At 67.2% G+C, this 16,712-nt stretch carries 7 protein-coding genes; all 7 read right to left on the bottom strand.

The features are described from left to right. Positions 1 to 14 precede the first annotated feature (14 nt). Positions 15 to 2,180, bottom strand: coding sequence for a TIM-barrel domain-containing protein (locus BLU29_RS13670; RefSeq protein WP_091058968.1), 2,166 nt, complete (start codon positions 2,178 to 2,180; stop codon positions 15 to 17). Between the two features lie 8 nt (positions 2,181 to 2,188). Beyond that, positions 2,189 to 4,435, bottom strand: a complete 2,247-nt coding sequence (locus tag BLU29_RS13675) for a glucoamylase family protein (RefSeq protein WP_091061156.1) — start codon at positions 4,433 to 4,435, stop codon at positions 2,189 to 2,191. Positions 4,436 to 4,495: 60 nt separating this feature from the next. Next, positions 4,496 to 5,923 carry an MFS transporter gene (locus BLU29_RS13680; RefSeq protein ID WP_091058972.1) on the bottom strand — a complete coding sequence of 476 codons (1,428 nt, stop codon included), beginning with the start codon at positions 5,921 to 5,923 and terminating at the stop codon, positions 4,496 to 4,498. Positions 5,924 to 6,000: 77 nt separating this feature from the next. After that, positions 6,001 to 9,456 carry a hypothetical protein gene (locus tag BLU29_RS13685; protein ID WP_091058974.1) on the bottom strand — a complete coding sequence of 1,152 codons (3,456 nt, stop codon included), beginning with the start codon at positions 9,454 to 9,456 and terminating at the stop codon, positions 6,001 to 6,003. 132 nt (positions 9,457 to 9,588) lie between these two features. Next, entirely contained in the window at positions 9,589 to 12,384 is a 2,796-nt protein-coding gene (locus tag BLU29_RS13690; RefSeq protein ID WP_091058978.1) for a TonB-dependent receptor plug domain-containing protein, read from the bottom strand. 130 nt (positions 12,385 to 12,514) lie between these two features. Beyond that, positions 12,515 to 15,220: a glucoamylase family protein gene (locus BLU29_RS13695; protein ID WP_172830271.1), complete on the bottom strand. Its 2,706-nt coding sequence runs from the start codon at positions 15,218 to 15,220 to the stop codon at positions 12,515 to 12,517. A 329-nt stretch (positions 15,221 to 15,549) separates the two neighbouring features. Further along, entirely contained in the window at positions 15,550 to 16,638 is a 1,089-nt protein-coding gene (locus tag BLU29_RS13700) for a LacI family DNA-binding transcriptional regulator (RefSeq protein WP_091058983.1), read from the bottom strand. Positions 16,639 to 16,712 lie beyond the last annotated feature (74 nt).

A 16,712-nucleotide genomic window follows, 5' to 3' on the forward strand; every position in this document is an offset into this window, starting at 1 on the left:
GGGAGCAGGGAAACTCAGGGTGTGAGGGTGAGCGTGACCGGCTGGCCGTCGCGCCCGGTGGCCTCGATGGTGCCGGAATCGGTGACAAGCTGGACCACCACGGGGCGCGACGGCCGCGGGCGGAAGCCCTCGGTGTGATCGACTGTGACCGTAACGGTCCGGCCCTCGCGAACGGCGCGGTAGGTCGTGAGAAGAAAATCACCCTTTTGGTAGCCGTAACCGTCGCCCGCATCCTCGTAGAGGCGGCCGGCGGCGCGGCCCTGGCCGTCGAGCGAGACCAGCAAGGTCAGCGGGTCAAGGGAGGTTTCGGCCGTGCTCTGGATCACGCGGCCCAGCGGCACGATGGCGCCTTCCCGGATGCGAAGGTCGGGGTGGTATTTGTCCTTGGTGGAATTTTCCCCGACGAGGGAGACGGTGCGCCAGTTCCCGTGCGGCAAGGCGGGCTGGGCGGCCCACTTCGGCACGACGAGCAGATCGTCGCCGACGAGAAAGACCCGGTCCTCGGCGCGCAGGGCGGGGTCCTTCGGGTCGGCAAAGAATACCGGGCGCATGACCGGCTGGCCGGTGCGTGAGCTCTCCTCGAAGAGCGTGTAGTAATAAGGCAGGAGGCGGTAGCGGCGCTGCAGGGCGGTGCGGGCGACCGCCTCGACCTCGGGTCCGAAAGCCCAGGGTTCCTTGGGCGGCGTGGACTTCTCGGCGTGGGCGCGGCAAAACGGGAAGAACGCACCGACCGCGACCCAATTGCCCCAGAGTTCGGGCTCGGCCGTGCCGGTGAAGCCACCGAGATCGGGTCCGTTGAACGGCTGGCCGGAGAGCCCGAGGTTCAGCGTCATCGGGATCGCCATGCGGAAATGCTCCCACGTCGACATGTTGTCACCGGTCCAGGTCGCCGCGTAGCGCTGGCCGCCGAGGAAGTTGGCGCGCGTGAGCACGAAGGGGCGCTTGCCGGGGTTGGCGGCCATGATGCCCTCGCGCGAGGCGCACGCCATCAGCATGCCGTAGACATTGTGGTAGCGGGCGTGCGTGCCGGGGGCGATGTCGCCGCCGCCGCGGTGCCAGTTGTGCGGCGGCATCGTGCCGCCGGGGACGTTGAAGACGGCGGGCTCGTTCATGTCGTTCCAGACTCCGTCCACGCCCGCTGCCATGAAATTCTTGTAGAGGCCGGCCCACCAGGCGCGCGTCTCGGGGCGGGTGAAATCGGGGAAACGGCACTCGCCGGGCCAGACGTCGCCGGCGTAGGGCGCGTCAAAGGCGCCGTGGACCCACACGTCGGCGGCCGTGCCGGAGGTGTAGGTGGCGTCGGCCGGATCGGCCTTCACGCCGGGATCGATCATCCAGACGCTTTTGAAGCCGTGCTCGTGCAGGTAGGCGTTGAGGCCGCGCGGATCGGGAAACTCCTTCGGGCTGAACGTAAACACGCGGAAGCCGTCCATGTAGTCGATGTCCATCCAGAGGACGTCGCAGGGAATCTGCCGCGCGCGGAAGCTGTCGGCGATCTCCCGCACGCGCGCGGCGGGCTGGTAGGACCAGCGGCACTGCTGGTAGCCGAGGGCCCAGAGCGGCGGCAGGGGCATGTGGCCGGTGAGGCGGGCGAGTTCGCCCAGGACCGCCTGCGGGGAATCGCGGTCGATGACGAGGATGGGGAATGAGGGGCCGTCGCTGGAGAACTCGATGGAGCCGTTGAGGCTGAGCTCGGTGCCCCAGGTCGTGTCGGCGAGCACGCCAAAGGCCGAGCCGTCGGCGCGGACGGCGAGCACCCATGGGTGGGACTGGTAGAGTCTCAGGCCGGCGTTTTTCTCGTAGCGAAAGTTGTCGGTGTTCCAAAGCGTGACGGTCCGCCCGTTGCGCTGGAGCGGGCCGGTGACCTCGCCCGTGCCGTAAAGGCTGGTGCCGGTCTCGATGGCGATGGTGGCGCGGGTGCGGTTTTCGCTGAAGCTGAACTGCGGCGTCACGCGCCAGCCCGCCGGTAAGGCGCCGCCCGGCCGCGCCGGTTCCAGCAGCGCGAAGGAGTGCGGCACGCGCGCGGGCGGCAGGTCGGCCGGCAGGAAGAACGCGAGGCCGTCGCCGAGCGTCGCGGCGGTGCCGGTGGCGCGCGGGGCAAAGGTCTCCGCGCAGAGCGGAACGGCGAGGATCGCCAGGAGGGCCAGGGCAGACCGGGGGAGCAGATTACTGATCTTCATGAAAGGGTTTACTTGTCGGGTTGGAAACCGATGGCGCGGAGGGCGGGGGCGATCTCAGGGTTGGCCATGAAATTCCGCCAGACCAGGCCGGTGCGGTAATTCTCGATCATCACGACGATCGGCGCCTGGTTCAAGGCCATGTAGTCGGGGTCGAAGCGGTTCTGGGTCTCGTTGAAGCCGTCATAGAACCCGCCGGGACCCCAGATTTTCGGGCCGAGGTCGCGGTAGAAGTGGCGCAGTGCGGCCATCGACTCGTCGGGCGTGTAGGGCATCGAGGCGAGCGAGGCCATGACGTTGATGGTGCCGTTGTCGTCGCGCGGCAGGGCCCGGCCGCCGCCGCTGTTCACGCCGGCCGAACGGCCCCAGCAATCGGCGCCGTAGCCGGCGTATTTCCGGGGATTGTCGATGGCGTAGGCCTGCTGGATGAGCGCGATGGCGCGGTTGTTCTTGAAGTAGTTCGTGTAGCGGTCGCGGAGGCCGCGCGGGTCGAAGCCCATGAAGGAGAAATGCGTGAAGAACAGGTCGGCGCCGTTGCCCTCGCCGACCTCGAGCTTGATGCCGTAGTAGCTGTGCTCGTTGGTGAAATGGTCGCCCTCGGTCGTGCGGCTCCAGCCCTGGCGGTAGCGCACATGGCGGTCGGACTGCCCGGCCCAGCCGGTGTGCCACATGCTGGCGGGCACGGGATGCGTGGGCGAGGCGATGGCGAGAAGATAGATGATCATCGTCTCGTTCCAGCCGATGAGCGGGTGGTTGATATGGAAGCCGTAGTCGGGCGACCAATGCCAGTAGAGCACGTCGCTGTCGGGTTGCTGGCGATACCAGTCCCACTCGACCTCGCGCCAGAGCCGGGTGGCGGTGTCGCGGATCTCGCGCTCGGCCGGCGTGTCGCGATCGAAATACTGGCGGGCGGCGAGCAGGCCCTGGATCATGAAGGCTGTCTCGACCAGATCGCCGCCGTTGTCGTATTTGCCGAAAACAGGCATGACCTTGCCGGTGCGGCCGTCGAGGAAGTGCGCCCAGGCCCCGTGGAAGCGGTCGGCCTTGGCGAGGAAGCGCACGATCTGCAGCATGCGGCCGGCGCCCTGCTCGCGGGTGATGAACTGGCGGTCCGTGGCCACGAGGAGGGCCATGACACCGAAGCCGTTGCCACCCACGGCCATCATGTTCGGATCGCCGGGCGTGATTTCCGGGGCCAGGCCGGCGTTGGGATGGCCGGCCTCCCAATAATAACGGAAGCAGCCCTCCTGCACCATCGTGAGGAGCTCGTCGTCGCTGAACTTGCGGGTGGTCGCCCCCGCGGCGTCCGAAAGCGCCGATTCGCTGCCCGCCACGTTGATGGCGCTGACCTTGTAGTAAGCCGGCACCCCGGGCTTGCCGGTGAAGTCCTCGTAGCGCGTCCAGCTGCCGCGCTGGGTGCCGACGGCGGTGAAGTTCTTCCCGTCCCATGAGCGGTAGATGCGGTAGGCGAGCAGGTCGTCCGCGTTGCTGGCCCGCCAGGAAAGGTCGCAATGCTGCTCATAGCCCTTGGCCGCAAGGCCGGCTGGCGCGGCGGGCGTCGTCGTGCCGGCCGCGGCACCATCGATGATCATGAGATCATCCAGGTAGAGGGTGTGCGGCACGCCGTCATCGAGTCCTTGCGTGAACGTGACGCTGACCGCGTCGCGCAACCGGAACACACGGTCGCTGGTGTCATGAAAAATCGGATCGGTCCGGCCGAGGGGCAGTTTGACGCGGACCCACTGTCCGGCCGGAATGCGGGCACCGTCCCGCACGAGCGTGAGCGAATCCGACCCCAGGCCGGTGCGATCCTGCAGGAAAATCCGCGGCGAGTTGGCCTCGGTGATCTCGGTGTCGGCGTAGCACCAGAACGCGAGGGTGTCGCCCTGCAGCTCGAATTTGCGCCATTCATGCCACGGTGGCCGGAGGATGACGCTCCAGTCGCCGCCCGGGGCGGACTTCCATTTGAGGCGAAGCGCATTGGGCGGGCTGACGCAATGGTCGCTCGTGGCGGGGATGCGGTGGTTGACTTCCTCGAGCGTGCTCGGGGCGACGACGTAGGTCTCGCTGTGTGCGTAGGGGCCGTCTGTTGCGGCGTTATCGAAGAGCACGTGCTGGTCATAGAACGCCGCCTGCACGGTCAGAGCGCCAAGCAGGGCGAGCACGCCGAGGATCGCGCGGCGGAACCGGCGGAGGCCGTCCGGATCGAGGGGGAGGGGCGGATGCGGGAGAGTATTTTTAAGCAGGGAGGTATTCATGGTGAAGTGGCGAAGCATTGTTCCACGTTGGTGTGGGAGGCTTCCGGCGCCGCGTGCGCGTCACGCCGCGCTCGCGGGGGTGGCGGCTGCCGCCGTCTGACGGGCCTTCAGCAGGCCCTTGATCTCGTAGGCGCGGGCCTCGGTGAGCGGATACTTGAACACCAGCCACACGCTGAAGAGGCAGAGCGCCGGCGGCAGGCCGATCTCCCAGGCGCGCAGCCAGAACAGGGTCGCGTCGCTTTGCGTGTGGGCGCCCTCGGCGAAGCCGGTGAGGCGCTGCAGGTAGCCGCTGAGGACGGTGGCGATCGAGACGGCGACCTTCCACCACCAGTTGTAGACGGCGAAGTAGATGCCCTCGCGGCGGATGCCGGTGGCGAGCTCATCCTCGTCGCAGATGTCGGCGATCATGGCGTTCACGAGGGAGAAGCCGATCACCATGCCGAGCGAGAGGCAGACGGTCGGGATCATCGTCAGGTAGGGCAGCGCCGGGTTGTAGCAGATGATCTTCGAGAGGTTGCCGCCGATGATGAGCGCGAGGGCGAAGATCACCGTGAAGCGCTTGCCGTAGCGTTTCGAGAGCCACGCCATCGGGAAGGCGCCGAGAAGGCCGGTGACGGCCCAGAGCGTGCCGTTGTAGGCCATGAGGGAGGACGCCGCGCTGGTGTTGCCGCCGTAGAGGTAGAAGATCGTGATGTAGTTGTTGAAGCCCATCACGAGCTGGAAGGCGACGATCAGCAGCACGAACGCCGACACCAGGCGCACAAAGGTGCCGTTGCGGTAGGTGGTCTTGAAGCTCTCGACGATCGGCACGCGGGCCTGGGCGCGGGCCTGGTGGAGCTTGCCCTCCTTGCAGACCAGCGCGCACCACATCGCCGCGCCGGTCAGGATCACGGCCATGCCGAGGCAGATCCACTTGATGCCGTTGACGGTGTCGCCGCCGAAGAACGGGCGGTTGGCCAGGTAGTAGACCCACGGCAGGGTGAGAGCGCCGATGTTGCCGATGAAACTGGCGTAGGCGAAGAGGTTGGTCTTCTCGTGGTAGTCCGAGGTCATCTCCATGCCGAGCGCGCCTTGGGGGATCGCGTAGACCGGGACAACGGTGTAGAAGAACAGCGACGTGACAACGAAGTAGCCGAACATCCACTCCTTGCTCCAGTCGCGCGGCACCATCCACAGCATTGCGAACGCGATGCCGATCAGCAGGCCGCCCGCGATGAGGAACGGGATGCGCCGGCCGAAGCGCGAGCGGGAGTTGTCGGACATGTTGCCGATGAACGGATCGATGACGGCGTCCCACAGCCGGGGGAACGCCGAGGCCCAGCCGATCCAGATCGCGCTCACGCCGAGGCCGACGATGTAGACGAGATTCGTGAGCTGCATGACGGAGTTCACCGCCACGATGGTGACGACCGCCCCCATGCCGTAGGCGATCTTCTGCGACACCGGAATGCGGTCTTCCGGGGCCGTGACGTGGTTTTGGTGGGGCATCGTGAGGGGTCTGGAGGGAGGTTGGGCCCTTTGGCCGCGGACGGAAAGCGTGGAAGCAGCGGGAGGACGACGCGGGATCAGAGCTCGATCTCCACGCGATTGCCTTCCGCGGCCAGCAACGGGGCGAGGACGGCGCCGGCCACGCGGAGGCCGCCGGGGCGGTAAGGATTGGGCTCGCGGCTCACACCGGTGAGCAGCGTGCCGTTGACGCAGATGGCGCGCGGCGCGCTGGTTCCCTGTCGGACGGAAAACACCAGCTGCACCGGCCGGCCCAGCAGGTGGGTGTCGGCCGTGAGGCCGTCGAGGCTGCGCGGCAGCACGGGGTCGAAGATGACGTCGCCGAAGGATTCGCGCAGGCCGAGCAGGCAGGCGCGGACCTTGTGCAGGTAGAGCCCGGGGCCGCTCGAGTAGAGCCGCCAGCCGGCCCGGACAGGCACGCGCCCGGCGCGGAGCTCAGGCCAGCGGGCGGATGCCTCGGGACGGTTCGCGAAGTCCGCGTCGGAACTGGAGAAATAGACGTTGCCCTGGCGGGCGACGGCGCCGGGCACGACGCGGGCCAGCCCGACGGGATTGACGACCTGCAGGGCCTGCCAGAGCCGCTCGGCGTCGCCGAGCCGGGCCATGGCCTCGGCGTAGCGAAGGTGGGCGTGGACGTATTGGAGGCCGACCTCGCGCCCGACGTTGGCGGCGGTGTCGGCGCGCTTGAACAGCCGCTCGAGGCCGCCTTGGTAGGTGGCGGGCTCGCTCATGAGGCGCACACCGTCGGTGAAGCGCAGCTCCGATTCGATGAGCCGCGCGTGGTGGCGCGCCTCGTCGGGCGTGAAGAGTTCCGCGAGGATGGAGCGGGTCATGGGCAGCAGCCGGTAGCGGATGCCGGTGACCCGGTCCGACGGGTGGAGCAGGGGGCGGAACCGGCCGTCGGCCTCGTGGACGAGGAAGCCGGCGACGGTGCCGCCGGGCATCGCATGGGCGAGGAAATCGGCGCGCATGCGGCCCAGCAGAGTATCGAGACGCGCGGCGCGCGCGGTTTCGCCCGCACAACGGCTGACCTCCGCGAGCTGGCGGAACGCGTGGAAGGCGAGGCCCACCGTCCAGGCGCTGACCATGCGCGTCCGCATGGCGGGATCGGCCGGCTGCAGGGTGTCGTCCCAGTCGCCGTCGCCGTAGTTGACGAGGGCGGTGCCGGGCACGAAGCGCGCCTCGCAATGGGCGATCACGCGGTCACAGTGGGCCCAAAGGGTGTCGGCAGGGCCGGTGGCGGTGAAAGTGGCGGGATCGGTATAACCGAGTTCTGTCCGGAGGAAGGCGAGGTCGTTGCTCGCCTCAAGGTAGTCGCAGAGCGCCTTGACCGGCCAGAAGCATACGTCGCCGTGGCTGTGGGCCTGCTGGATGAACCGGAAGGGCGGGAACATGAACCACTGCGGCCAGCAGCCGGCAACGGCGGGCTCCTTGGGGTGGTGCGCGTATTGCTGCTCGAAGACCGCGGTGAGGATGCGGCGGACGGTGGCAAACTCACCGGCGGCGAGAAGCCATTCGACCGAGCCCTGGCAGACATCGCGGACGCCCCAGGCGGCGCCGCCGTATTGCTCCAAGCCGTGCGGGGCGGAAAAGTGGATGGCGGCGTTGTGGGTGAACCACGGAAGAATCTCGTCGAGCCGGGCGACGCCAGCGTCGGCGGAGCCGTGCAACCGCAGCGGGGCGGCGGGCGGGCGGGCGGGCGGGCGGGCGGCGTCGTATTCGCCGCGGACACGGGCCACGGCGCCGGGCAGGGCGGTGCCGCCGTCGGTGGTGCCCAGCAGGCAGAACGCGCAGCGGTCCACGGGCTTGGTTTGAAATGCGGCGTAGGGGCCCTGCCGGGCGACGCCGTCGACGTGGATGAGTTCATCGCCGCCGTGGGCGGCCAGCGAATCGGCGGAGGCGGCGGCGAGCGCGAAGCAGGTGCCCGGCAGGTGCCGGGCGGTGAAACTCGAGGCGGCCGGCCGGGCGAAGATGCAGCCGTCGTCATGCACCTCGATCTCGCCCGCGGATTCGAACTCGTTCGCCCCGAGCGCGAGCTGGTGGGTGACCAGGAACTCGGCGGGCGGGCCGGAAAGCACCTGCAACTCGAGAAACGAGGCCGGTTCGCGGCCGGAACACCAGGCGCGCGCGACAATGACGCGGTCATCGAGCCGGTAGATCCAGCGGACGGCGCCGGTTTCCATCGCGAAGGCGGAGGGAACGCCCAACTGCTGCCAGGCTCCACCCCGACGCAGAAAGACGCGCTGGCCGGAAGCGCGGGCGACGTTGAGGTGATTGCGCACGACGCTCAACAGGCGGGCAAGGCTCGGGTTGCCGAGGTAGGCCTGGGCGGCGAAAATGCCGGCAGCATAGCAGGTGAAACCAAACTGGCGGTCGTCGACCCAGGCGGCCTCGCCGCTGCGCAGGATGTGGCCGTGCGGCCGTGCGACGGAGGCCTCCTTGTCGCGGGAGACGACGTGAGTTCCCTCGCTGTGGAAAAAGGAGAGCAGCCGGCCGGCGCTGTCGGTCTCCTCGTGCCGGCGGGAGCCGGGGAACCACGCTGACCAGTCGGCGGCGGTGGGCCGGGTGCCATGCACCCAGGGTGCGGCGGTAAAGATGCTGCTGCCGCCGGCCGGCGGCGCGACGGGAGCGTCGGCGCCGAGCCAGGTGACGGGCAGCAGGTCGTGAAGGAGGGAGACATCGGCGGCGGAGGAGGCGGCCGGGTGGTCCTCAAGGTAGGCGGCCACGAACACGATCTCGGTCGTGGCGCCGGGCGCGAGGGTGACGGACCGGCTCTGGAGACCGGCGAGGGCGAACTCGTATTGCAGGCGCTGCGAAGGCAGGGTGTGATGGCGGACGGCGGCGGGCTCGCCGGTGAGGCGGTGGTCGGCGCCGAAAAACTGCCAGCCGTCGGTGCAATAGGCGGCGGCGGCGGGCGCGCAGGCGGTGGCAAGCCAGGGATGACGGCCACCGGCCATCGGCTGGTTCTGGCGGGCGAGAATGACGTGACCAAGACGGGCGTCGGTCACGGGCAGGAGGTCGAGATATTGGGAGACGTAGGCCTCATTGTTGCGCACGGCCGCTTCGTCGGCGAGACCGAGGTCCTGCGCGTGCAGCAAGTCGACATGTTGTGGAACGGGGCCGGTATTCTTGAGCCGGATGCGCCAGGCCCAGCCGGATTTGGCGGGATGAAGCCCGAAGGACGTGGTGCAGCCGAGCGTGCTCCCCGCGGGTGAGTGGCGCCAGGTGGCAATGCGACCGTCAGTGGAAAAGCCGGGGCCAGGACCGGCGAGCGGGGCCCAGCCCGCGGGGTGGCCGTTCGCATCGGTCCAGCGTACGAGCAGGCGGAAGAGGCCGTCCTCGGCCGGCCCGGGCAGCAGCTGATTGAGCAGCGTCTCGCGGTGCCGCAGGGCGTGGAGGACGCCGGTGGGCAGCAGCCGGGCGCGCAGGCCGGAGGCGGCGGCGAGTTCCACGATGGCGAAATCAGCGGCGGTGCGCAGGCGTTGGATCGTGGCGATGACTGGACGGCTGTCCATGGTGGTGAAGTGGCGCGGCCCGCGCTGGAGGAGAAAGGCCGACGGTGGCCAGGCGCAAGATCCTAGCCGGGAAAACGCGACGGAGGGAGGCCGGCGGGTTCGGACCGCCGGCCTCCGGATTAACCGGTTCGTTTAGAACGAGAGAGTCACCGAGGCGGTGATTTTTCTCGGGGCGACCATATTATAGTCCATCGGCTGGGACTGGCTCGAGCCGTAGCCCGCGTAGTTCAGGAAGACGAGGGTGTCTTTCCCGAACAGGTTGTCCACGTTGACCTGGAACTTGGCGTGGATCTTGGAATCCATGGCATTGAAGACCGTGGAATACCGGGCGAGCACCGAATAGGTGGTGTAGCTGGGTGACAGCGTGCGCTGTCCGTTGACCGAGTCCCAGGGATTGCCGTATTGCTGCCCCAAGGAAGTCACACCCGCGCCGAGTTCGAGCCCCTTCAGGCTGTTTTCCGTGAAGGAGTAGGTCCCGAACGCGTTGAAGATGTACTTCACCAGGTGGCCGGTGGTGACCGGCACGGCCACCGCCGCGATCCGGCCTTGGGCATTGGTCAGGTCCGAAGCCAGTTTCGTGCTGGCGGGGGAGGAGCCGCCGGCGGCAGCCTGCCAGATCGACAGGTTCTGCGCGAAGTAGGCGGCCGCGTTCGGACCGTCATTCGTCTTCTCGCCCTTCGGGGCGGAATAGTGCAACTGCAGCCGGAAGTTCTTCGTCGGGTTTGCCGTCACCTCGAATTCGAAGCCGGTGTATTTCACATCGTAGGTGTCCGCATACGACATGTTGGCGTGGTAGGTGCCTGCGCCGCCCGTTACATTGCCGGCCGGCCCGATGGCGGTGGTGGTGCCGCCCGCCGCGAAGTAGTCGTTCCAGATGCCTTGGAAATCGGGGCTGTCGCCGCCAATGATGTCGTGCGAGGTGTCGTTATACCAATTCGCCGAGGCATAGTATTTGCCGTCCTTGGTGGAAACGCGCAGGCCGATATTCTTGCCCTTGCCGAACGACGGGCCAAACACCTTGCCGAAAAGGCTGGGGGCCAGGCCACCGGCCGCCGGCTGGTAGTTTTCGGACAGGTTGCCGACCACGCCGAGCCACTCGGTGACATAGCCCACGAACCCGGCGGAGTAGGTGTTGCCCGAGCCGCTGGAGATCGTCGGCGTGTTGCTGGTGCCGCGCAGGCCGACCTTCCAGTTGTCGTAGGAGTCGTGCCGCAGGCCGAGGGAGATGTTCAGGCGGTCGTCCCAGAGGCGCGTCTGCGAGAATCCGCCGAAGTATTTGATGGTCTGCTTCGAGTTGAAGTCATACCAGTTGAACGGGAGCGGAACGTAGGCGATGTTCTGGCCGTTGACGGCGGTCGGGACATTGAGCGCGGCCTGGGGGTTGTCCCAATAGACGCGGCCCCACAGCATGGTCTGGGTCCAGTTGTTCGGGTCGTAGTTGTTCAGAACCTGCGCCTGATACTGGCGCGCATTGTATTCCGTCTCCTGCTGGCCAGCCGACACACTGAAGAGCTGCTTGATCGGGATATTCCTCACCGTGGTGTCGAAGTGATAAGAATACTGGCCGCGGACCTCTTTCACGGAGTGATCCTGGGTCTGGGCATCGAGGAAGAAATCCGAGAACAGTTTGCCGTAATTCGGATTCGTCTGGCCGTTCGGCAGCTGCTTGTTGAGGTCGTAGGCCACGCCATAGCCGTTGCCACCGCCGGCGCCCTCGAAGTTCTTCGCCTTGGCGTCGTCAACATAGCGATAGCCGGAGATCGCAAACTCGCTGTTGTCGTTGATCTGGTGCTCGAAGCTCAGGGTCATGTTCAGGTTTTCGGGCTTGAGGAGTCCGTCGGCCGGACTCACGGCGAAACTCTTGCTGGGCAGCGCCATGATGTTCGTGCCGGCCGGATTGGCCAGGTAGTAGGTGAAGGGCGTGGGCCGCAGGTAGGCGCCCCAGTTGACGTCACCCGTTCCCATGGAACGCGTGCCTCCGCCCCAGTTGAACAGGCCGACGCTCGGGGTCCAGACTTGGTAGTTTTGCGGACCGCCCCAGGCACCCATCGTCGTGACGCCGGGAGCGCCGGGCGTGTTGATCGGATTGGACCCGGAGTTGGCGATGGCCGCGCCCCACGTGGCGGCACTGGTGTTCTTGTCCCACAACGAGGTGCCGTCCTGGATGGTTTGGGCGAATACGGTCTTTTCCTCCTTCCAGCCTTCGATCTCGAACCGCACCTGCGTGTGGTCGGAGAACTTCCAGGTGGCGGCCAGGTCGACGGCCTTCTTCTTGTGGTTGTCGCCGTCCTTCCAGCCTTTTTCATTGGCGACCAGGGCGTTGAGCCGTAGCGCGAGATGCTTGTCGAAGCCGACCTCGTTGGCGTCAAACGTGGCCCGATAGCCGCCATAGTTGCTGGTGGTGAAGACCGCATCATAGAAGTCCTTATCGAACCGCGCCTGCTTGGTGTAGGTGGCCATGCTGCCGCCGATGTCACCGATGCCGAACAGGATCGAGTTGGGGCCGCTGTCGAACTCGATGCGGTCGACATTGTAGGTGTCCTGCACCATGAACGTCGGGAAGTAGTTCTTGGTGGGCGGATTGCCGCCTTGCACATGGCTGTCGCCACGGATGCTGATCGACCAGAAGTTGAACACTTCGCCGCCCGACGCGCCGGAGATGCCGTTGCGGAAATCCGTCGGAATGGCGTTCAGGGACCACTTCAGGGCGTCCTGCACGTTGGTGAGGGACAGATCGTTGATGAACTCCCGTGTGATCGACGACATGGCTGCCGGTGTTATCCGGATGGGCGAGTTCTGCCGGCCGCCGGACAGGGAATCGACGGCGATGTAGCCGTTGTCCTTCTCGGTGTTGACGGTGAACGTCTCCAGCACGAGCGGTTTTTCGTTGTCAGCGGCCGCCGGGGGAGGCGAAGCCGTCTGGGCCATTAGCGAGGCTGTGGTGGCCAGCGCCAACGCGATTAGCTTTGGTGTGTATGTTTTCATGTTTGCTCGAATTTAGGAGCGGTTTTTTGGGGTTGGGCTAACAGGGAAAAACGGAAGGGCGGGGATTGTAGGATCAAATGAGGCGGACCCGGCCGAGCTGGTAGACGCCGGCGCGCAAGGGATGGTAGGACCAGTTGAGCTTGAGCGTGGGCTCCCACTCCTTGGTGCCTTCGGAAATGGCCGCCGGGGTCAGACCGAATTCGAGGCCGGTTTTGGGCATAAGGCCGAGGCTCGCCCAAGGAATGACGGCCTCGATGGTGTAGCCATGGGCCGTCGGGGTGATGCTCGCCTCGTTGGGCGCATGGTGATACAGTTCCTGCGCGCCGATGCCGACCCGGTAAGTGAACTGGTAATCGCCAGGGCCGGTCCACACGAGACCGTCGCCCGCGGAGTCGATGAAAAGCTCGACGATGCGGTTGCGGCCCACCGGCACCTCATAACCGGCCGGGGCATCGGTAACGTCGGCGTGGAAATGCAGGGCGGCGGCGTCCCAGGTGACGGCAAAGCGGAATTCGAGCGGCGCATCGCCCGGCCGGACGTCGGCGTCGGAGTCCTTGAACCCGAGACCCGCCACCGTCTGCCAGTCCCATAGGTCGCGGGGCAAAGCCTGTTCCACGGCCCGGGCGAAGCGTGGCGGCGGGGGCGGCGGGGTCCCGGCGAGCTCGCGCTGGGCGATGAGGGAGGTATTGGGACCGAACGCGGCCTCGCCAAACTCGGCGATGGCCGCGCGACCGGTCCGCACGAGCGGATCCTGCTGGAAGGCCTGCCGGATGGCGTCATGGACGAGCAGATTGGCGGCGGTGATGAGGCAGGCGGCGGCGGCTTCCGGCGTGGCAGGAGATGGGGCGGGCGTCGCAAAGGTCTCGCGCGGGAATTGGTCGAGCTGCAGCACCGCGAGCAGCGGGCTGGCGGGGACTTTCTCCGCGGTGAGGCTGGCGTAAGCGAGCTGGGAGGCGGAGGCGCCGGACAGGATCGCCCGTTCGTCGAGCCACAGGCCGGGCAGCAAGGCCCCGGCGGCGTCGGCCGGCGCAAGGACCTGGACGTTTCCGAGCGTCAGCGTCGCGCGGTCCAAGCTGCGCCAGTCCGCGGCCGGGCGGGTGCCCGCGGCGATTTCGAGGAAAACTGCGAGCCGGGACGCGGCTGCGAGCTCGGGCCCGGGGGCGGGCAGGGACTTCCAGTCGATGCGATCCAGTTGACGCGTCGCCTCGGGGGCGAGGGCGGGGATCGCCTGACGGAGGGTGATGAGCGCCGCGGCATATTGCGCGGTTTCCACCGTCCCGACCGGGACCGGGCCGGCGGCGAGCCGGGTGCCGGCGTCCGCGAGCATCTCGTTGGCGTTGACCAGGCCCAGCAACTGGGCGGAGAGCAGGGCGGTGAGCTGCAGCCCGGCCGCGGCCGGCTGCGCCTGGAGGGAGTGCCAGGCGGCGGTGGCCCGGGCGAGCAGCCCGGCCTCCTGCTCCGGGTCCAGCGTGCGCGCCGTGGAAAGGAATCCGGCCTTGGCGAGGGAAAGCTTCGCCTCCGGCGATTGCATGAAGAGACGCCAGACGAGCCCCGTGCGGAGGTTCTCGGCCTGCAGCACCGAGATGCCGAGGTCGATGCCCAGCACGTCGGCATTCACCCAGCCGGTCTGGGGATTGAAGGCGTCGACGAAGCCATAGTGTTTCCACAGCCGGTCGCCGTAGACGGTGCGGAGGTGGTGGAGCACGGCGAGGGTTTCGCGGGGGGCAAAGGGCAGGGAGCCCGCCGTGGCGCAGGGCACGATCGTGCCATCGAGCGCGTTGTAGCGCAGGGTCCGCGGCGGACCGCCCCAGGCCTTGTAGCCGGTGGCGGAATCGGAGGCGGTCAGGCCCCAGAGATTTTCGCCCCAGGCGGGGAATTCGGGCCGGAGATCAAGGCTGAACTGGCGCTGCGCGAGGGTGGCCAGCCGGGTGTTCTGGAAAAAATCGACGAAGGCGTCGCGACGGCCGCGCAGGTCCATGAAGGCCTGGGGAAACTGGTTCACGAAAAGCGGCGGTTCCTGCAGGTAGACGTAATCGCCGTAGCGCCCGACGGGACTGCGGCGCCAGGTCTGCCAGTAGCCGGCCTCCAGCGGCCGCGGGGAAGAGCCGAGGGCGAGCAGGCTCATCAGCACATGCTCGGAATACTGGTTCCAGCGGTAGCGGGAAAACCCCGTTTCATCATGCCAGGCCAGCGAGACCAGCGGCCCGCCGTTGCGGAACCACGGCCAGTCGACGTCGTCCAGCAGGCGGTTGACCAGCGCCGTGACCGCGGGATCGGCGAAATATTCGCGGGCCACGATCGCCCCGGCGTAGAGCAGGGCGGAATCGATGGAGGAAACTTCGCAATTCCAGGCGCGGGCCCCGGTGTCCATTTCCATGAAATGGTAGAAGAAGCCGTGCTGGCGGGGTGCCCGGGCGGCGAGGAAGTCCAGCATGGTCCGGACGTGTTCCAAGGCCTCGCCGCGGGAAACCCAGCCGCGTTCCACGGCGATCGGCCAGGCTGCGAGAGAAAACCCCGAGGCGGCGATACTGGCCTTGCCCTCGCTGGGGGAACCGTCGGCGCGGGCGCGGTCCCGGACCAAGCCGGTGCGGGGATGCGATTGCTCGACGAAGAACCGGAAGCCCGCGCGCTCGATATCGTCGAGCAGCCGGTCATCGGCCGGGCTCAGCGCCACCGTCGATGACGCCGCGGGCCCTGCGCCCGTTGCGGTCGCGCCTTGCAAGAACAAGGCAATGCACGCGGCGCCCAGCGGGGATACCGCGAAAGAGCGGAGGGGCATGCCTAAGAGCATTGCGGTCCGGTGCAAAGGGGTAGTGGTGTGTCTTGGCCGGGACGAAAAGCCCCGACCGGGGGTGATGTCAGGTTGAATGACAACGTTTGCATCGCAAGCTAAAAAAATGCGGCAACGCTTCGACGACCGGCCACAGTGCCCGGATTACCCTGGATCCAATCCCTCTCTCAAATACCTGCAATCCAGCCTATCTGGGGCATCGAACCCATCCGGCCTTAGGTGATTACCCACGGCCGGTAATAAAATGAAATCGTTTGCAGGTGAGCCAGGGCAAGCCGCAGGCCGGTGCTCATTTGGGCGGGTTCATCCACCGGCGCCTATTTGCGGTCGGTCGGTCGGAGGGGCCGGGTTGAGTCGCGGATCATCATGGGCGCAGGCATGTCGTCGGATACCATCCGGCGCAAACGTCCTGGATCATTGGCCGCCTCGACAATCAGACCCACGGCGCGCTCGGCCAGGTCGGCCAGGGGTTGGCGGATGGTGGTGAGGGCCGGCTGGCAGGCCGTGGCCCAGATGCCGTCGTCAAAACCGACAATCGAGATATCATCCGGGCATCGCACGCCGGCCAGGTGGGCGGCATGCACCGCCCCGAAGGCGATCTCGTCATTGGCGCAGCAGATGGCGGTCGGCCGTTCGGGGCCCTCCAGGAACCGGGCAATGCCGGTGCGGCCGGTCTCGGCGCTGAAAGACCCGCTGTAGATCCATTCCGGCCGGGGCATGGCTCCCGCCGTCTGCAGCATCTCGAGGTAACCCTGCTTGCGCTCGTGCGCATCGCGCGAGCCTTCGGGACCGAGCAGCAGGCCGATGCGCCGGTGACCCAGTTGCAGGAGCAGGCTGGCCACGGAGCGGGCGCCGGCGAGGTTGTCCACGCCCACGACCGGCACGCCCAGGTCGCGCACGCTGGTGTTTTCGGGCAGGGTGGACTTGGTCAGCACGAAAGGGCGGCGGAAGCCCCGGAGCTGTTCCAGCTCCATTTTGCTGAGCGGTTCGGCCAGGTAGATGATCCCGGAGGAATCGAGGCTCAGGTGCTGCATGGCCTCCCGGAAATTGGCGCTTTCGTTGCGGCGCATGGTGGAGATTTGCACGCCCCAGCCCCGGGCGGCGGCGGCGTGCAGGGTGCCCGCCATGAACCGGCCGTAGTATTCCGAAAAGAAAATATTCTCATCCAGCGGCACGACCAGCGTCAGGGTGGCGTTGGCCCCCTTGCGCAGGATGCGCGCGCCGGGATTGGGGGAGAAATGCTGCTTTTCCGCCAGGTCCATGATCTGTTTCCGGCGGTCGGGGCGGACCAGGTGCGCGGTTTCCGGCCGCAGGGCGCGGGAGACCGTGGAGGGCGAGACACCCAGGCTGGCGGCAATCTGCACGATGCCTGTCTTGTCGAGGCGCGGTGCGCGATAGCGGGGCATGACAACGTATGCTGGAACGAATTTCCCTCACGGCAAGCAAACGTGTGCAGGCCGCGTCCGGGCTTCCGGCGCCT

The organism is Opitutus sp. GAS368 (genome assembly GCF_900104925.1).
Classification (GTDB): Bacteria; Verrucomicrobiota; Verrucomicrobiia; order Opitutales; family Opitutaceae; genus Lacunisphaera.